The sequence below is a fragment of the Bradyrhizobium sp. SZCCHNS1022 genome (assembly GCF_032484835.1).
Lineage (GTDB): Bacteria > Pseudomonadota > Alphaproteobacteria > Rhizobiales > Xanthobacteraceae > Bradyrhizobium.
The window spans coordinates 2,531,875-2,547,435 of record NZ_JAUETT010000001.1 but is presented as its reverse complement, the minus strand read 5'-3'; the positions used below and the strand labels follow the sequence as shown (position 1 = coordinate 2,547,435).

Genomic DNA, 15,561 nt, shown 5'->3' with positions numbered 1-15,561 from the left:
TCTGGATGTCGAGACGTATCGCTCCGCGGCCCGAATTTATCCCGCGAACGCCGCCTGCGCTTCCGGCAGCGCCCAGATTTTCTCGATCGCAGCAGCTCCGGCCGAAGTGATGGCCGCCTCATCGCCATGCAGATAACGACCGTCGTGGATCAGCAACTGGCCGTCGACCATGACCTGATCGATGTTGGCGCGGTTGGCGAGCGCGATCAGGCCGCGGCGGGGATCGTGCAATGGCTGGAGATGCGGATGCGTCATGTCAACGACGGTGAGATCGGCAGTGGCGCCCGGCGCGATCACGCCAAGATCGTCGCGCCTGATCATGGCGGCGGCGGTCGCAGTGACCGCATCGATCAGTTCCGGTGCGCTCGCGGTCTCCGCGTTGCCCAGCGCAACCTTGGAGATCAGCGACGCCGCGTTGAGCTCACCGAGCAGGTCCATGTTGTAGCCGTCGGTGCCGATGGCGGTACGCACGCCATGGGCGGCGAAGCGGCCAAAGGCGGCAGTGACCCCGGCGCGCGCGAACACGCGCGGACAGTTCAGGACGCCGGTGCCGCGCGCCGCCATCAGCGCAAGGTCCGCATCCGTCGAGGCGTGGCAGTGCGCGGCGAGCAGGTCGTCGCCGAGCACGCCGAGCCAATCCAGATATTCCGCCGGGGTGCGGCCATCATAGCGCGCGGCAATGGTGGCGACTTCACCCTGACTCTGCGCCATATGGATCGTGATCGGCACATTCAGTTCGCGCGCACGCGCCGCCGCGGCGCGCAGCAGATCGGGGCCGCAGGTGTCGGTCGCGTGCGGGCTCATCGCCAGGCGAATGCGACCCTGCGCCTGCCCATGCCAGCGCTGATACAGCGCGTTCCAGGTCGCCATGTCGGCCTCGCCGTCGTCGCCGGCATAATGCACGATACCGTCGGCGCCGGCCTTGGCATCGCCGGTCGAGAACAGATAGGGCGCACCATAGAACCGGATCCCCATCTCCTCTGCCGCATCGAACAGCTCGGGGATCGTGTTGCGCGACGGCTCCATCACCGTGGTCGCCCCGCCTTTCAACAGTTGCAGCATGCCCATACGTCCGACCGCGCGCCGTTCCTCAGCCGAGAGGATCTCGGCGCCGCGCTTGGAAAGCGGCAGCAGCACGGTATAGACGATGCTCTTGTTGTTGCGTCGGCCGTTGCCATCCTCGGTCAAGGTCCGCGCGATCGCCTCGCTGAAAATATGGTTGTGCAGATTCAACAGACCCGGCAGCACGAAGCGGCCAGGGCGGTCGAACACCTCATCGGCGGCCGGCTTGTCTGGCGTGATCGCCGCGACACGCCTGCCCTCGATCAGCACCCAATGGTCGCGCAGCACCTTCTGCGCGCCCGCGTCGCGCGTCAGCATATAGCTGCCGAAGATCGCCGTGCTCATGCGGGCCTCACATTCCAGAACACCGCGGTGCCGTCGAGGATGCCGGTGATGCTCTTGCGATACGCCGTCGGCTGCTTGTAGAGACCGATCGGATAATACGGGATCTCCTCGAATGCCAGCGCCTGGATCTCGCGGCAGATGCGCTGCTGCTCGGCAAGATCGGGCGCCGCCAGCCACTGGCTACGCAGCGCGCCCATCTTCTCGCTTCTGTACCAGCCGGCCACCGCGCCCTCGCCGCGCAGATTGGTGTTCCCGGCCGGATTGAGCCAGTCGATGCCCTGCCAATTGCCGACCGCGGCACTCCAGCCGCCCTGCTCGATCGGATCCTTCTTCAGCTGGCGCTGCAAGACGGCAGCGAAATCCAGCGCGACATACTCCACATTCATGCCGGCGCGCCGCATCATGTCGGCCGCCACCTCGCCGAGCGGCCGCTGCGCCTGCGAATTCGCGGGCACCAGCAGCACGACCTTCTCGCCACCGTAGCCGGCGGCCTTCAGGTCCGCTTTCACCTTCTCCATGCTACGCGGGCCGCGGAACACATCGAGGCCGATGTCGCTCGCCATCGAGGTGCCAGGCGCGAAGAAGCCGATCGGCGTGGACTGATAGGCAGGATCGCTGCCGGCGACCGCGGTCATGAAGGCGGCCTGATCGATCGCCCCCAACAGCGCGCGGCGGATCGCCGGATTGTTGAACGGCGGATGCAAGTGGTTGACACGCATCATGCAGGCATAGCCGCGCGGATCGAGGACGCGGACAACGATGTCCTCCTCGGCCTTCAGCACCGGAAGAAGATCGTGTGGGGTCGTCTCCTGCCAGTCCTGTTCGCCGGTGCGCAAAGCCGCGGCTGCGGTGCCGGCATCGGGCATCGTCGACCACACCACGCGGTCGTAGTGCACGATCTTCGGACCGGCGGTCCAATTCGGCTTGCCGTCGCTGCGCGGCCGATAGTGCTCGAATTTGGCGTAGACGTTGCGGATGCCCTGCACGCGCTCGTCCCTCACGAAGCGGAACGGCCCGCTGCCGACCACCTCGGTGAGCGGCTTCATCGGGTCCTGGCTCGCGAGGCGTTCGGGCATCATGAAGGCTGGCTGTACCGCGGCTTTGCCGAGCACCTGCGGCAACAGCGGAAACGGCCGCTTCAGCCGGAAGCGGATGGTCTTGTCGTCGAACGCGGAGAGCTCATCCGTCGCCGCGATCAGCTCGGCGCCGAAGCCATCGCGCGCGGCCCAGCGCTTGATGCTGGCGACGCAGTCGCGCGCCAGCACCTTCTCGCCGTCATGCCAGACCAAGCCCTCGCGCAAGGTCAGATCCCACTGCTTGCCGTCGTTGGAGACGGCATGACCGGCCACCATCTGCGGCGACACGTCGAGCGCGGCATCCATGCCATAGAGCGTGTCGTAGACCATGAAGCCGTGATTGCGCGTGACCTGCGCTGTCGAGAAGATCGGATCGAGGAAGGCGAGATCGATCACCGGAATGAAGCGCAAGGTGGTCTGCGCCTCGGCGCGAACGAGTCCCGGCATCGACAGCGCGGGAAGCGTGGCGGCAGCGCCAAGCAGCGAACGGCGGGAAATGCGCATGGACATCCTTTTGACACCGCTACATCGAAAACGACTTCTTCCCCTCATCCTGAGGGGCTTGCGTAAGCAAGCGTCTCGAAGGAATGAGGTCCGACATCGCCCTCATGGTTCGAGACGGCGCTAACGCACCTCCTCACCATGAGGAACTACCGCTGCCCGGCCGCCTCGTGGTGCCGGTAATTCGCCGCGATCTCAGCCCCCGTCGTGATCCAGACGTCCTTGCAGGACTTGGCGTAGCTGAGGAATTCGCGCAGCAGCCGGAAGCGCATCGGACGGCCGGAGACCTGCGGATGCAGCACGGTCGTGACCATCGCGCCCCACTCCCTGACCTCGTCGAGTTCGTCCTTCCACATCGAGAGCACGTGCTCCTTCGGGAAGATCGAGCGCGGCGAGAACCGCGCCGAGAGCCCGTGCATCCAGTCGTCATAGCTTGCGGTGACCGGAATTTCGATCGTACCGGGCCTGCCGTCGGCGAGGCGATGGCGGTACGGCCTGACATCATCGCGGAACGAGGACGTGTAGACGATGCCATGGCGCATCAGTGCGACGCGCAGCTCTTCCGTGAATTCCCCGAACGGCGCGCGATAGCCGATCGGTGTGACACCGAGCCGTCGCTTGATCGCCTCGAACCCCTTCTCCAATTCCTCTTCGAGGTAGGGATCGCCGGGATCCGGCAGCAGATGATGATAGCCGTGATGGCCGATCTCGTGGCCGGCCTTGAGGATGGCTTCCGCCATCGCCGGGTGTGCGTCGACCGACCAGCCGGTGACGAAGAAGGTCGCCTTCAGATCGAGCTCGCCGAGCAGTTCCAGGAGCTTCGGCGTGCCGACCCGCGCCTCGTAGCCGCCATAACTCATCGTGACCAACCGCGCCGCGTGCGCCGGGTCCTTCGAGGTCCAGGCGGCCTCGGCATCGACATCGAACGACAGGAACATCGCCGAGGTGAACGGCTTCGGCCAGGGATAGTCCGGGGCCGCCGGCGCCGTGTTGGCGGGGATGAGCGGGATGCTTCGAAGCGCCTTACTGTCCAGCATTGATCACCACCTTCTCGATCCCGTTGCCGCTCAACTTCCATTTCGCCAACAACGCCTTGTAGCTGCCCTCGGTGATCAGCTCCTCCAGCGCGCCCTGCAGTGCCTCGCGCAACTCCGCGGCCTTTACCGGCGTGGCAAGCCCCGTATATTGGATCGCGATCATCTCGCCCACCGGCACATAGGCGTTCGGCTCCTGGTCCATGATGTAGGGCAAGGTCTCGTTGCCCTGCACCGCGGCGTCGATACGGCCCTGCCGCAGCTGCGTGCGCGCATCGGCAGAGCCTTCGGTGCCGACGAATTGGATCGGACTCGAGCCACAATTCTTTGCGCTCCAGGCTGCGATCTCTTCGGGAAACTTTGTGCGCCTGCTGGCACCGACCTTCTTGCCGCACAGCGCCTGTGCGTCCTTGAACTCGTCGCCGCGCGACGCCTGCACAAAGAAGCGAGGGCCGCTGCGCAGATAATCGATGAAGGTCGCAGAATCCTGCCGGCTCTTGGTGTCCGTCATCCCCGAGAGAATGATATCGAAACGCTGGGTCGCGAGTCCCGGCATCAGCTGATCGAAGCTGGTCTCCTGCCAGACCGCCTTGACGCCGAGCTTCCTGGCCAGCGCCTCGCCGAGGTCGACGTCGAATCCGGTCAGCGTTGATGTAGCGGGATCCTTGAATTCCATCGGCGGATAGTTCGGCACCACCGCGATCCGAAGGCCATTCTGCTTGATCTCGGCCGGCAACTCTGCCGACAGCGCCGGGCCGGTGACGACAGCGCCAAGCAACGCGGTCAGGGCAAACATAGTCAGTCGCATCGATCCCCCTTCACACTTCCGCAGCCAGGAAGGCGCGGGTGCGCGCCTCGCGCGGCGCATTGAGCACGTCCTTGGCCGGACCAGCCTCCACGATCGCGCCCTGGTCCATGTAGACGACGCGATCGGCCACCTCGCGCGCGAAGCCGAGCTCGTGCGTCACCACCAGCATAGTCATGCCCGACGTCGCAAGCTCCTTCATGACGGCGAGCACTTCGCCGACCAGTTCCGGATCGAGCGCCGAGGTCGGTTCGTCGAACAGCACGAGTTGAGGCCGCATCGCCAGCGCCCGCGCGATCGCGACACGCTGCTGCTGGCCGCCCGAGAGTTGCGAGGGATACGATGTGGCCTTCTCGGCAAGCCCGACGCGGCGGAGCAGCTCCATCGCTTCGAGCTTCGCTTCGGCCGCCTTCCGCCGCTGCACCTGCACCGGCCCTTCGATGACGTTCTCGAGCGCGGTCATATGCGGAAACAGGTTGAAGCGCTGGAACACCATGCCGCATTTCAGCCGCTGCCGCCCGATCTCCCGGTCGTTCAGACGATGCAGTTTACCAGCATCCTCGCGACAGCCGAGCAACTCGCCGTCCAGCCAGATGCCGCCGCTATCGATCGCCGTCAGCTGATTGACGCAGCGGAGCAGCGTGGTCTTGCCCGAGCCGGACTTGCCGATCAGGCACACGACCTCGCCGGCCCAGACGTCCAGCGAGACCTGCTTCAGCGCCTGGAAGTCGCCGAACTGCTTGCTGACCTTGCGGATCGCGACCAACGGCGTGTTCATCGCGCCACCTGGACGATGCCGCGGGCGAAGCGCCGTTCCAGCAGCATCTGCAGCGGGGTGAGGATGGAGACCACAAGCAGATACCAGAGGCCGGCGACGATCAAGAGCTCGATCACACGCGAATTGGCGTAGTAGATGTTCTCCGCCGAGTGCAGCACTTCCGGATATTGGATCACGCTGGCAAGCGAAGTCGCCTTGACGAGCCCAATGAACTCGTTGCCAAGCGGCGGGAGCACGACGCGCATCGCCTGCGGCAGGATGATCCGGCGCAGCGCCTGCAGGCGGCCCATGCCGATCGCCTGCGCCGCCTCATATTGTCCGATGTCGACCGACAGCAGCCCGGCGCGCATCACCTCCGACGTGTAGGCGCCCTGGTTGATGCCGAGCCCTAGCAATGCGGCAAGGAACGGCGTCATCACGTCGACGGCACGCGCGCTCCAGAGCCCGGGAATGCCGATGGTCGGAAACACCAGCGCCAGGTTGAACCACAGCAGCAGTTGCAGGATCAGCGGCGTGCCGCGGAACAGCCACGTATATCCCGCGGCGACCGCCTTCAGCACCGGGTTGGGCGACAGCCGCATGATCGCGACGATGACGCCGAGTGCGATGCCGAGCGCCATCGCCAGCACCGCCATGATCATCGTGTTGACGATGCCGTGCAGGATCACCGGCGCGGTCAGGAAACGGTTGACATAGGACCATTCGATCTGCCCGCGCGCAAAGGCACGGCCGATCGCCACCAGCACGACGAGGATCACGGCAGCCGTGATCCAGCGGCCCCAATGCGCCTGCCGGGCCACCGGCAACGAAGTAAGATCGGGGAAGCCGTCGGCCAGCGCGTCGGCGCGTTTCATTGCGGCGCCGCGTTCAGCATCGGCTCGCGCACCGCATTGGCGCCGAGGCCCCATGTGTCGAGGATCGCCTTGTAGCTGCCGTCGGCGATCATCGCCTTGAGCTGCTCGGTCACCACATCGCGCAACGCGCCGTCGTCCTTGCGGACCATGATGCCCTGATAACCGTACGCGATCGGCTCGCCGACGATGCGATACTTGCCGGCCTCCTGCGACTGCGCATAGGGCAAGGTCTCGCTGCCCTGCACCGCGGCGTCGATGCGGCCCTGCTTCAGCTGGTTGCGCACGTCGATCGAGTTCTCGCCGGGCACATATTGCGCCGCCGGCTTGCCGGCCGCCTCGCAAACCGCCTTGCTCCACTTCTCGATCTCGGCCGGAAAACTGGTCGAGCGCGTGGTGCCGATCTTCTTGCCGCAGAGATCGGCCGCGATCTTGGCCTCGCTCTCGGTGAGCACGAAGAATTGTGGGCCGGTGACGAGATAGTCGACGAAATCGGCGGTCCCGCGGCGCGACGCGCGGTCCGAAATCCCTGAGATGATGAAATCGGCGCGCTTCGTCTGCAGCGAGGGGATCAATTCCGCGAACGGCGTCTCGCTCCAGACGATCTTCAGCTTGAGCCGCTTGGCCAACTCATTGGCGAGATCGATGTCGAGCCCCTTCAGCTCGTTGGTCGCGGGATCGCGATATTCCATCGGCGCGTAGGTCGAATTGACCGTCAGCCGCAACATGCCGGACTGCCTGATCTCGGCCGGGAGTTCCGCCGCCGCTGCGGCCGATATCAGCGAAGCCAGCCCCATCACACAGATGCCGAACCAACGACGCATCATGTCCCTCCCCTCGCCAACGCTAGGCCGGCTCGACTGCGCCGGCGCGTTCGGTGATGACGCGGTACAGCTCGGGCCGGCGATGCGCCGCGAAGTTGAACATCTTCTCCTTGCCCTGCCGGCAAAGATCGAGATCGATGTCGGCCACGATCACCTCGTCGGCGAGCGATGTCGCTTGCGCAACGATCCGCCCGTTGGGATCGACGATGCAGGAGCCGCCGATCAGCCCGGAGCCGTCCTCGTCGCCTGCCTTGGCCACGGCGATGGCCCAGGTCGCGTTCATATAGGCGTTGGCCTGTGCGACCAGCGTCGAGTGGAAGGTGCGCAGCGATGCATCCTCGGTGTTGCCACCGTTCGGATCATAGGCCGCGGAGTTGTAGCCGATGCAGACGAGTTCGACGCCTTGCATTCCGAGCACGCGCCAGGATTCCGGCCAGCGACGATCGTTGCAGATCATCATGCCGATGATGGCGCGGCCCCAATCGGGCCCAGTGCGCACGGCGGGAAAGCCGAGATCGCCATAACCGAAATAGCGCTTCTCGAGCTGCTGATACTTGGCGCCCGGCCGCGGCTCGACCGAGCCCGGCAGATGCACCTTGCGGTACTTGCTGATGATCTGCCCTTCGCGATCGACCAGGATGGAGGAATTGAAGCGCCGGCCCTCGGCGGTCAGTTCGGCGTAGCCGACATAAAAGCCGACGCCGAGCGTACGGGCGCGGTCGAACAAGAATTGCACATCCGCATTCGGCATGCTGCGCTCGAAATGCGTATCGAGCGCATCGTCTTCCAGGAGCCAGCGCGGGAAGAAGGTGGTGAAGGCCAGCTCCGGGAACACCACGAGCCGTGCGCCTTGGCCGGCGGCCTGCTCCAGCAGCGCGATCATGCGCGCCAGCGTGTGCGCGCGGGAATCGGCCCGTTGGGTCGGCCCCATCTGGGCAGCGGCGGCGCGGACAATACGACTCAACATTGCCTCCGATCTGTGCGCATTGCTGAATTCCAAGGCGGCACAGCCTTGCCCTTGGCGCAATGCGAGAGGGGCGATTACGCGGAAGCGGCGCAAGTTTTGCAACGGGCCACGAAAGCCTCGCGCTATGATATTTTGCCCGCGACCATAACGACAGCTTATAAGGCGTTCATCCCATGAACCTGCGCCAGCTCGAAATCCTGCGTGCGGTCATTCGCCACCGCACCACCGTCGCCGCCGCCGAGGAGCTCGCGCTGTCGCAGCCTGCGATCAGCAACGCGTTGAAGGCGATGGAAGCCCAGGCCGGCTTCACGCTGTTCGAGCGCATCAACAACCGGCTGTTCCCGACCGCCGAGGCGATGGCGCTCTATGAGGAGAGCGAGGCGATCTTCACGTTGCATGCGCGGCTGGAGAACCGCGTCCGCGATCTGCGCGAACAGCGCACCGGCCATCTCTCGATCGTGGCGACGCCGCCACTCGCCTACAGCATCATCCCGCCGACGCTGTCGGGCTTCCTGCGCCGGCGCCCGCAGACGCGCGTGTTCTTCGACGTGCGGCGTTATGAGGGAATCATCGACGGCGTGCTCGGCAATGTCGCCGAGCTCGGATTCGCGCTCGGGCTATCCGATCATCCGGGCATCGCCCATGAGGTGGTGCATACCGGTGAAATGGTCTGCGTGCTGCCGCCGAAGCATCCTTTGGCGGAGCGGCTGATGATCTCGGCAGCCGATCTTGCCGGCTTTCCGCTGATCGGGCTCGAACGCGGCACGCGGCTCGGTGAAGCCGTGCGCGAAAGTTTTGCCCAAGCCGGTGCAACGTTCCAGCCCAGCGTCGAGGTGCGCTACTGCAACACGGCTTGCGTGCTCGCCGCGACTGGCGTCGGCGCTGCGGTGGTCGATCCGTTCTCGCCGCAGCAGGGCGGCCACGATCTCGTGGTCCGTCCCTTCACGCCGAAAACGCCTGTGTCGGCCTATATGTTGTGGTCGGAAGCCAAGCCGCTGTCGAACCTCGCCAAGACCTTCCGCAGCGAGGTGCGCAACGCCAGCCGGACATTGACCGGCTGCACATCCACAGAGACTGCATACCAGTCCTCGGCGCAGCCGAGACTGGAATCCGGCCGCGTTTGACCGGGCTCACCCCCTCGCCAGCTCGATCTCCTGTTCCTGGCGGGTCGCCACGTCATAGACTTTGATCTGCAGCATCGGGAAGCGCCGCTTCAGGTCCCTTGCGCCGTTCTGGGCGCCTTCCTTGGTCTTGAATTCGGTCTTGACCTGGCCATCGACAACGACGGCGTAGCCGCCCTGCGACAGATCCTTCGACATATCCTTGGAAGACTTGTCTTGAGCCGATTTCTCTTGGACAGATTTCTCTTGAGCAGGCTTGGGCATTTCGTTGCAGACGTCGATTGAGTTGAGGGGACGCGGTGGCAGCGCTTTGAACGACCTCGATCTAAGGTGAGTCTGCCGGCAGGGGCAAGCGGAGAAGCGTTCTACACAACCGAGCTAGATGCGACTCACTCTCTGCCTGTAAATGACCGCAAAGCGACTTCTGGATGTCAAGCACAGCGAGCCGTCAATGCGCGACCTGGCGATAGATCGCGGGCAGCGCCGCCGGCAGCCGGCGGATATTGCCGACGATCGCGTAGCCGCCGCGGCCGAACAGCGTCGGAAAATAGGATTGCGCCGCTGCATCGATGGTCACGCCGAACACCGAGACACCCTGCCGCCGCGCCTCCTGCACCGCCTTGCGCGTGTCTTCGACGGCGAAGCGGCCTTCATAATGATCGACGTCGTTCGGCTTGCCGTCGGTCAGAACCAGCAGCAGGCGCTTGCGCTGCGGCTGCCCTGACAGTTCCGCCGCGGCGTGACGCACGGCGGCACCGATCCGGGTGTAATAGCCGGGCCGCAGCGCGCCGATTCGCCGCTCGACCTGCGCACTCATCGGCTCGCCGAATCCCTTGACGGTTTCGACACGCACCCAGTCGCGCCGGCGCGAGGTGAAGGTGAGAATGCTGTTGGTGTCGCCGCAGGCCGCAAGTCCATGGGCCAGCACCAGCAGCGCCTCCTTCTCGACGTCGAGCACGCGATAGCCATCGACCCAGGCATCCGTCGACAGCGAGACGTCGACCAGCAGGGTGACGGCGAGATCGTGTCCCTGGGGACGCATCGCCAGATGCACCCGATCCAGCGCGCCGCTTCCGGCCCGCAGATCGCAGCGTGCGCGGACCAGCGCATCGAGGTCGAGATCATGGCCGTCGTCCTGGGCGCGCATCACCTCGTGTCGCGGCCTGAGCGCCTCAAATCTCCGCCGTACCTGGCGGATGCGGCGGCGCATGGCATCATCCGGCATCCAGCTCTCGCCGGTCTCCGGCGCATCGCCGGCGACCACGCGGCAATGATCGGCCATGTAGTTGCCGCTGCGATAGTTCCATTCCGGATAGAGCCGGCCGCTGGCGAGCCGGGAGGGATCGACAGCCTCGGGCGGCAGGTCGAGATCGAATTTCAGCTTGGTGGCCGGCTTGCCCTTGCACCTGGAGATCGCGAGTTCATCGAGGTCATCGGCCGCCTTGCGCGCGTCCTCGTCTTCGCTGTCGTCGGACGGACGATCGACATTGACCATCTCCGCCATGGCCATGATCTTCTCGAAGCGATTGAGGATGAAGGGATCGCGCTTGGCCGCATCGTCGCGCTCGCGCGTGGCGAAGCGCTTGCGCGGGTCCGGTGCTGTGGCCTCCTCGCTCGGTGCGAGGAGATCGTCATCGTCGGCCTGCACAGGGACGGCCTCGCGGGACCAGCAATCGCCCCACAGCGGACAGGGCAACATCGCCTGATAGCCGGGCGGCGCGCGGCCAGGCAATTCGCGCGACCGCATTGCGGCGTCCCACAGCGCGCGCTCGGACGAACCGCCGCTGCTGAGCAGCGCCATCACGATGTGTTCGACCTCCTGTTCGACGCGAGGCAGCGGCCGACGCGGCCGCGCAACCGCCATCGCCTGAGCGAGTCGCGCATACGGCGTGGCGAGCCCTGGAAAACGCGCAATGACCAGCGCCGTGATCCCGCAGGCCCGCCGCAGCGTCGAGAGATCACGCTGCAGCGGATCAAGCGCATCGAGGCCAGGCGACGGCCCGGTCGCAAACCACGCGGCGAGCCAGCGATACAGCATCGCGTTGAGATCAGCGTCCGGAAACAGCGCGATGCACTCCGGAAGAAATATGGTGGCGCCGTCGCGCCCGGGCTGATCGAGACATTCGTCACCCAGCCCGATGCGCTGACGCCAGCCGAGTCGGTGGCCGGATTTGCGCGCCTTGGCTGGCGCGATCTGCACGCCCGTCTCGCCGCCGAGCGCGCGGAACATCACCGCGATCTGGCCCTGGATGTCGGCGAGCGCCACCGCATGCTCGGCGTGAACCGGATAGCTTGCAGTCGCGCCGACGAGGCGGTGCCAGGCCCGTCCGACCGTCTCCTCCAGTTCGAGGAAGTCGAGCATGGCTCACCCAATCACCGCATGAGCAACCTCGCGCAGCGCCATCTTGACCTCGGCATCGTCGGTCAGCGGCTCGATCATGCCCGCGAGCACCGCTTCTTTCACCGACGTTCCCGCCGCCACCAGCGTCGCGCAATAGACCAGCAGCCGGGTCGAGACCCCCTCCTCCAGGTCGTGCCCCTGCAGGGCGCGGAGGCGATGAGCAAGCGCAACCAGCGGCCGCACCCGCTCAGGCGCCAGCCCGCTCTCCGACGCCACTACCGCAATCTCCTGGTCGGCCGGCAGGAAGCCGAACTCGATCGCGATGAAGCGCTGCCGCGTCGATGGCTTCAGCGCCTTGTGCAGGCTCTGGTAACCGGGATTGTAGGAGACCACCAGCATGAAGCCGTCAGGCGCGACCAGTTCCTCACCGGTGCGCTCCAGCGGCAGGATGCGGCGGTCGTCGGTCAGGGGATGCAGCACGACAGTCACGTCCTTGCGCGCCTCCACGACCTCATCGAGATAGCAGATGCCGCCTTCGCGCACCGCCCGGGTCAATGGTCCATCGGTCCAGACCGTGTCGCCGCCCTTCAGCAGATAGCGGCCGGTGAGATCGGCGGCCGTGAGATCGTCGTGGCAGGCCACCGTATGCAGCGGCAGGCCGAGCCGCGCCGCCATATGGCCGACGAAGCGGGTCTTGCCGCAGCCGGTCGGGCCCTTCAACAGCACCGGCAGCCGATGCCGCCAGGCGTGTTCGAACAATGCACATTCATTGCCGCTCGGCGTGTAGGCCGGGAGGTCGAGCGTCGAGGCTTCGACGGCGTGAAGGGCGGCTTTCATCATCATTCTCCGCGATCGGGGATACAGGCGGCCGCGGCAATGCGGCCGCCTGCCGCTTGTCATTCGGCCGGCTGCAGCGCGCCGGAGATCGCCGGCTGCTTGGCGCGGCCCGGCACCAGTACGGCCCAGACGAACATCAAGGCCGAGATCGCGACGAACACGCCGGAGCCAAGCCGGACCCAGTAGAACATCGCAAGCTGATCCTGCACGTCCATGTAGCTCTGGCCGAGCACGCGCTGCAGATGCACCTGGATGATGCCGGCAAAGGTAAGCGCGAAGGTCATCACCATCATCGCCGTGCACATGATCCAGAAGCTCGCGATCGAGAGCCACTGATTATAGGGCGCGCGCTGCCTCAGCTGCGGCACCGCGTAGGCCACGACCGCGAGGTTGAGCATCACATAGGCGCCGAAGAAGGCGAGATGGCCATGGGCGGCGGTGATCTGGGTGCCATGGGTGTAGTAGTTCACGCTCGACAGGGTGTGCAGGAAGCCCCAGACGCCGGCGCCGAGGAAGGCCATCACCGAGCAGCCGACCGACCAGAGCAGCGCCGCCCGGTTCGGATGCCTGCGCCCCGCCTTCAAGGTCATCTGCACGGTGAAGATCACCATGGTGAAGAAGGGCGCGACCTCGAGCGTCGAGAACAGGGAGCCGATCCATTGCCAATAGCCGGGAGCGCCGATCCAGTAGAAGTGGTGACCGGTGCCGAGGATGCCGGAGAACAGCGCCAGCCCGATGATGACGTAGAGCCACTTCTCGACCACCTCGCGATCGATGCCGTTCAGCTTGATCATCAGGAAGGCCAGCACCGAGGCCATGATCAGCTCCCAGACGCCCTCGACCCAGAGATGGACGATGTACCACCAGTACATCTTGTCGACCGCGAGATTGGCCGGGTTGTAGAAGGCGAACAGGAAGAAGATCGCAACGCCCCACAGGCCGAACAGCAGGATGTTGGTCACCGTCGTCTTGCGTCCCTTCAGCGCCGTCATCGTGACGTTGAACAGGAACATCAGGCAGACCACGACGATGCCGATCTTGATCGGGAACGGCTGCTCGAGGAATTCGCGCCCCTCGTGGACATGGAAGAGATAGCCGACCACGGCGGCGCCCGCGGCGCCGAAGAACAGCCAGAACTGGATCTTCGCCAGCAGCGGGCTGTACAGCTCGGTCTCGGTTTCCTCGGGCAGCAGGAAATAGGTCGCGCCCATGAAGCCGATCAGCGACCACACGATCAGCGCGTTGGTGTGGATCATGCGCACGATGTTGAACGGCAGGATCACCGACAGCGTATTCGGCAGCACATAGATGGTGCCGGCCAGCACGCCGAACGCGACCTGGGCGAGGAAAAGCGTCAGCGCGCCGTAGAAATACAGCATCGCGACCTTCTGGGTTTCGTATTTCATCGATGAGGCTCTCTGTGTGGAGGGAGGACGGGATCCGACTCAACCCGCCTTGTTCGGCGGCCAGTCCTGGCGCTTGATGCTGTCGGTCCATTGCAGGAAGTCGGCGAGATCGTTCAGCTCCTGGTCGGAGAGATTGAACTGCGGCATCTGCCGGCGGCCCGGCGCGCCGGAAGGCTGAGACTGCATCCAGGATTTCAGCATCTCGCGCGCGGCCGCAGGGTCCTCCCTGCCGCCCCAACGGTCCCAGACATTGCCGACCTCCGGCGCGAAATAGGCGCCCTCGCCCAGCAGCGTGTGACAGTTGATGCAGGAATTCCTCTCCCACACATGCTTGCCCCGCGCGACGGAGGCGGTCAGCGTCGAGGCGTTGGTCGAGGTCGTGACCATGTAGTAATGGCTGTGCGCCGTGAGCGCGAGAAAGATCACGAAGAAGAAGGCCGAACCGCCATAGAACACGTTTCTGGCGGCCGACTTGGTCAGGCGTTCAGCCATGACACGTCCTTTCCGGTTGGAGGAGTCGAGGTGCTGAAGCAGTCTACCGACGCGCCCGGCCGGTTCTTTGTCGCGGCGCAATCAGCGCGGCGATGGCGTGGGAAGCCTCTCAGATGGAAGTCTCTCAGATGAAGGTGCGCAGCGCAGCTGTCGCCCAGGCGAACGCCGTCACCGCGACGACCCAGGTCGTGATCAGGCCGCGCCACAGCGCCGGTGCTGCACGCAGATCGAGATAGTCGAGGATGATCTTGCGGCCCTTGATCGCGGCCAGGGTCAGCACGAGCGCATTGCCCGTATTGCCAAGCAGCGCGTCGCCGGCGCTCGAGAAGATCGCGATGGTTGCGACCGCGAGGCCGAGCAGCATGATCCAGGCGACATCCAGCCGATCGAGATGGAACATGGCTCACCGCACCAGATAGAGCATTGGGAACATGACGACCCAGACTAGGTCGACCATGTGCCAGAACGCAGTCGCGGTCTCGACGTGCGTGGGCTGCGCGCGGCGGCAGACGACGGCGATGATGACGATGCCGAGCAACACATGCAGCAAGTGAAAGCCGGTCAGCAGGAAGTACAACGTAAAGAACGGACCGCTATCCAGCACAGCGCCGCCGGCGATCTCACCGCGATATTCGGTGAGCTTGATGGCGATGAAGGCGGCGCCAAGCGCCATCGCCAGCAACAAGAAGCGACGCGAACGGCCCGGCCTGGCCGCACCCGCGGCTGCGGTTCCCCGCGCCGCGGCCCAGCCGCTCGTGACCAGCACGATCGTGTTGAGTCCCGCCAAGCGGACGTCGAGCACCGCCTGCCCGGACGCGAACGATGCGGGATTGACGACATGCGCGACCGCGAACGCGCCGAGCAAAAGGCCGAAGGCGACGAGCTCGCTGCCGATCAGCACCCACATCATGGGATCGCCGGGCAGCCCGTCGAAGCCCCCCCAGCTCTCTTGTTCCAGTTCGCAGTCAACCGCCGACATCGCTCTCTCCGCTTCCCGACGCCAGGAGGCTAGCGCTCGTGGCGAGGCGCCTCTTTGTCGGAGCACAAACACGGGGACGGCAGCGAACGGTCCGGATCGTTGCTGGGGCGCAAATTGCCGCGCAGAGAGATGCGATAAGAGC

The 15,561-nt window shown here is 65.2% G+C and carries 16 protein-coding genes; 1 reads left to right on the top strand and 15 read right to left on the bottom strand.

What is annotated here, in order from left to right; genetic code table 11:
- Positions 1–36: 36 nt before the first annotated feature.
- The 8 genes from QX071_RS11510 to QX071_RS11475 all read right to left on the bottom strand — a co-directional run bounded on the left by QX071_RS11510 (position 37) and on the right by QX071_RS11475 (position 8,243).
- A complete protein-coding gene (locus tag QX071_RS11510; protein ID WP_315700700.1) occupies positions 37–1,407 on the bottom strand; it encodes an amidohydrolase family protein in 1,371 nt (456 codons plus the stop codon).
- On the bottom strand, positions 1,404–2,987 hold the full coding sequence (locus QX071_RS11505; RefSeq protein WP_315700701.1) for an ABC transporter substrate-binding protein: 1,584 nt from the start codon (positions 2,985–2,987) through the stop codon (positions 1,404–1,406). The genes QX071_RS11510 and QX071_RS11505 overlap by 4 nt, the downstream gene beginning before the upstream one ends.
- 146 nt (positions 2,988–3,133) lie before the next feature.
- Positions 3,134–4,021, bottom strand: coding sequence for a polysaccharide deacetylase (locus QX071_RS11500; RefSeq protein WP_315700702.1), 888 nt, complete (start codon positions 4,019–4,021; stop codon positions 3,134–3,136).
- Complete coding sequence (locus QX071_RS11495) at positions 4,008–4,826, bottom strand: ABC transporter substrate-binding protein (RefSeq protein WP_315700703.1); 819 nt, start codon at positions 4,824–4,826, stop codon at positions 4,008–4,010. Before QX071_RS11495 ends, QX071_RS11500 begins: the two co-directional genes overlap by 14 nt.
- Positions 4,827–4,836: 10 nt before the next feature.
- Entirely contained in the window at positions 4,837–5,601 is a 765-nt protein-coding gene (locus QX071_RS11490; protein WP_315700704.1) for an amino acid ABC transporter ATP-binding protein, read from the bottom strand.
- The gene (locus tag QX071_RS11485) at positions 5,598–6,455 is read right to left on the bottom strand and encodes an amino acid ABC transporter permease (RefSeq protein WP_315700705.1); all 858 of its coding nucleotides are present in this window, start codon (positions 6,453–6,455) and stop codon (positions 5,598–5,600) included. Before QX071_RS11485 ends, QX071_RS11490 begins: the two co-directional genes overlap by 4 nt.
- Positions 6,452–7,276, bottom strand: coding sequence for an ABC transporter substrate-binding protein (locus tag QX071_RS11480; RefSeq protein WP_315703068.1), 825 nt, complete (start codon positions 7,274–7,276; stop codon positions 6,452–6,454). The genes QX071_RS11485 and QX071_RS11480 overlap by 4 nt, the downstream gene beginning before the upstream one ends.
- A gap of 22 nt (positions 7,277–7,298) precedes the next feature.
- Positions 7,299–8,243 carry an N-carbamoyl-D-amino-acid hydrolase gene (locus QX071_RS11475; RefSeq protein ID WP_315728438.1) on the bottom strand — a complete coding sequence of 315 codons (945 nt, stop codon included), beginning with the start codon at positions 8,241–8,243 and terminating at the stop codon, positions 7,299–7,301.
- 173 nt (positions 8,244–8,416) lie between these two features.
- Here QX071_RS11475 and QX071_RS11470 point away from each other — a divergent pair, with 173 nt between their 5' ends.
- The gene (locus QX071_RS11470) at positions 8,417–9,367 is read left to right on the top strand and encodes a LysR family transcriptional regulator (protein ID WP_315700707.1); all 951 of its coding nucleotides are present in this window, start codon (positions 8,417–8,419) and stop codon (positions 9,365–9,367) included.
- 6 nt (positions 9,368–9,373) lie between these two features.
- On the opposite strand, the gene QX071_RS11465 is transcribed toward QX071_RS11470, so the two are convergent.
- The 7 genes from QX071_RS11465 to QX071_RS11435 all read right to left on the bottom strand — a co-directional run bounded on the left by QX071_RS11465 (position 9,374) and on the right by QX071_RS11435 (position 15,419).
- Positions 9,374–9,562 carry a hypothetical protein gene (locus QX071_RS11465; protein ID WP_315700708.1) on the bottom strand — a complete coding sequence of 63 codons (189 nt, stop codon included), beginning with the start codon at positions 9,560–9,562 and terminating at the stop codon, positions 9,374–9,376.
- 250 nt (positions 9,563–9,812) lie between these two features.
- Entirely contained in the window at positions 9,813–11,726 is a 1,914-nt protein-coding gene (locus QX071_RS11460) for a nitric oxide reductase activation protein NorD (protein WP_315700709.1), read from the bottom strand.
- A 3-nt stretch (positions 11,727–11,729) separates the two neighbouring features.
- Positions 11,730–12,542, bottom strand: coding sequence for a CbbQ/NirQ/NorQ/GpvN family protein (locus QX071_RS11455; RefSeq protein ID WP_315700710.1), 813 nt, complete (start codon positions 12,540–12,542; stop codon positions 11,730–11,732).
- A 59-nt stretch (positions 12,543–12,601) separates the two neighbouring features.
- Positions 12,602–13,948, bottom strand: a complete 1,347-nt coding sequence (locus tag QX071_RS11450) for a cbb3-type cytochrome c oxidase subunit I (protein ID WP_315700711.1) — start codon at positions 13,946–13,948, stop codon at positions 12,602–12,604.
- A 39-nt stretch (positions 13,949–13,987) separates the two neighbouring features.
- Positions 13,988–14,440: a cytochrome c gene (locus tag QX071_RS11445; protein ID WP_315700712.1), complete on the bottom strand. Its 453-nt coding sequence runs from the start codon at positions 14,438–14,440 to the stop codon at positions 13,988–13,990.
- Positions 14,441–14,564: 124 nt separating this feature from the next.
- On the bottom strand, positions 14,565–14,840 hold the full coding sequence (locus QX071_RS11440; protein WP_315700713.1) for a cytochrome C oxidase subunit IV family protein: 276 nt from the start codon (positions 14,838–14,840) through the stop codon (positions 14,565–14,567).
- A gap of 3 nt (positions 14,841–14,843) precedes the next feature.
- The gene (locus QX071_RS11435) at positions 14,844–15,419 is read right to left on the bottom strand and encodes a cytochrome c oxidase subunit 3 (protein ID WP_315700714.1); all 576 of its coding nucleotides are present in this window, start codon (positions 15,417–15,419) and stop codon (positions 14,844–14,846) included.
- Positions 15,420–15,561: the final 142 nt, after the last annotated feature.

What these genes read in the sequence shown, in the direction of transcription:
- QX071_RS11460 (WP_315700709.1), bottom strand. Translation starts at nt 11,726, where the DNA reads ATGCTCGACTTCCTCGAACTGGAGGAGACGGTCGGACGGGCCTGGCAC.
- QX071_RS11445 (WP_315700712.1), bottom strand. Translation starts at nt 14,440, where the DNA reads ATGGCTGAACGCCTGACCAAGTCGGCCGCCAGAAACGTGTTCTATGGC.
- QX071_RS11485 (WP_315700705.1), bottom strand. Translation starts at nt 6,455, where the DNA reads ATGAAACGCGCCGACGCGCTGGCCGACGGCTTCCCCGATCTTACTTCG.
- QX071_RS11455 (WP_315700710.1), bottom strand. Translation starts at nt 12,542, where the DNA reads ATGAAAGCCGCCCTTCACGCCGTCGAAGCCTCGACGCTCGACCTCCCG.
- QX071_RS11495 (WP_315700703.1), bottom strand. Translation starts at nt 4,826, where the DNA reads ATGCGACTGACTATGTTTGCCCTGACCGCGTTGCTTGGCGCTGTCGTC.
- QX071_RS11505 (WP_315700701.1), bottom strand. Translation starts at nt 2,987, where the DNA reads ATGCGCATTTCCCGCCGTTCGCTGCTTGGCGCTGCCGCCACGCTTCCC.
- QX071_RS11470 (WP_315700707.1), top strand. Translation starts at nt 8,417, where the DNA reads ATGAACCTGCGCCAGCTCGAAATCCTGCGTGCGGTCATTCGCCACCGC.
- QX071_RS11440 (WP_315700713.1), bottom strand. Translation starts at nt 14,840, where the DNA reads ATGTTCCATCTCGATCGGCTGGATGTCGCCTGGATCATGCTGCTCGGC.
- QX071_RS11435 (WP_315700714.1), bottom strand. Translation starts at nt 15,419, where the DNA reads ATGTCGGCGGTTGACTGCGAACTGGAACAAGAGAGCTGGGGGGGCTTC.
- QX071_RS11475 (WP_315728438.1), bottom strand. Translation starts at nt 8,243, where the DNA reads ATGTTGAGTCGTATTGTCCGCGCCGCCGCTGCCCAGATGGGGCCGACC.
- QX071_RS11465 (WP_315700708.1), bottom strand. Translation starts at nt 9,562, where the DNA reads ATGTCGAAGGATCTGTCGCAGGGCGGCTACGCCGTCGTTGTCGATGGC.
- QX071_RS11500 (WP_315700702.1), bottom strand. Translation starts at nt 4,021, where the DNA reads ATGCTGGACAGTAAGGCGCTTCGAAGCATCCCGCTCATCCCCGCCAAC.
- QX071_RS11490 (WP_315700704.1), bottom strand. Translation starts at nt 5,601, where the DNA reads ATGAACACGCCGTTGGTCGCGATCCGCAAGGTCAGCAAGCAGTTCGGC.
- QX071_RS11450 (WP_315700711.1), bottom strand. Translation starts at nt 13,948, where the DNA reads ATGAAATACGAAACCCAGAAGGTCGCGATGCTGTATTTCTACGGCGCG.
- QX071_RS11480 (WP_315703068.1), bottom strand. Translation starts at nt 7,276, where the DNA reads ATGCGTCGTTGGTTCGGCATCTGTGTGATGGGGCTGGCTTCGCTGATA.
- QX071_RS11510 (WP_315700700.1), bottom strand. Translation starts at nt 1,407, where the DNA reads ATGAGCACGGCGATCTTCGGCAGCTATATGCTGACGCGCGACGCGGGC.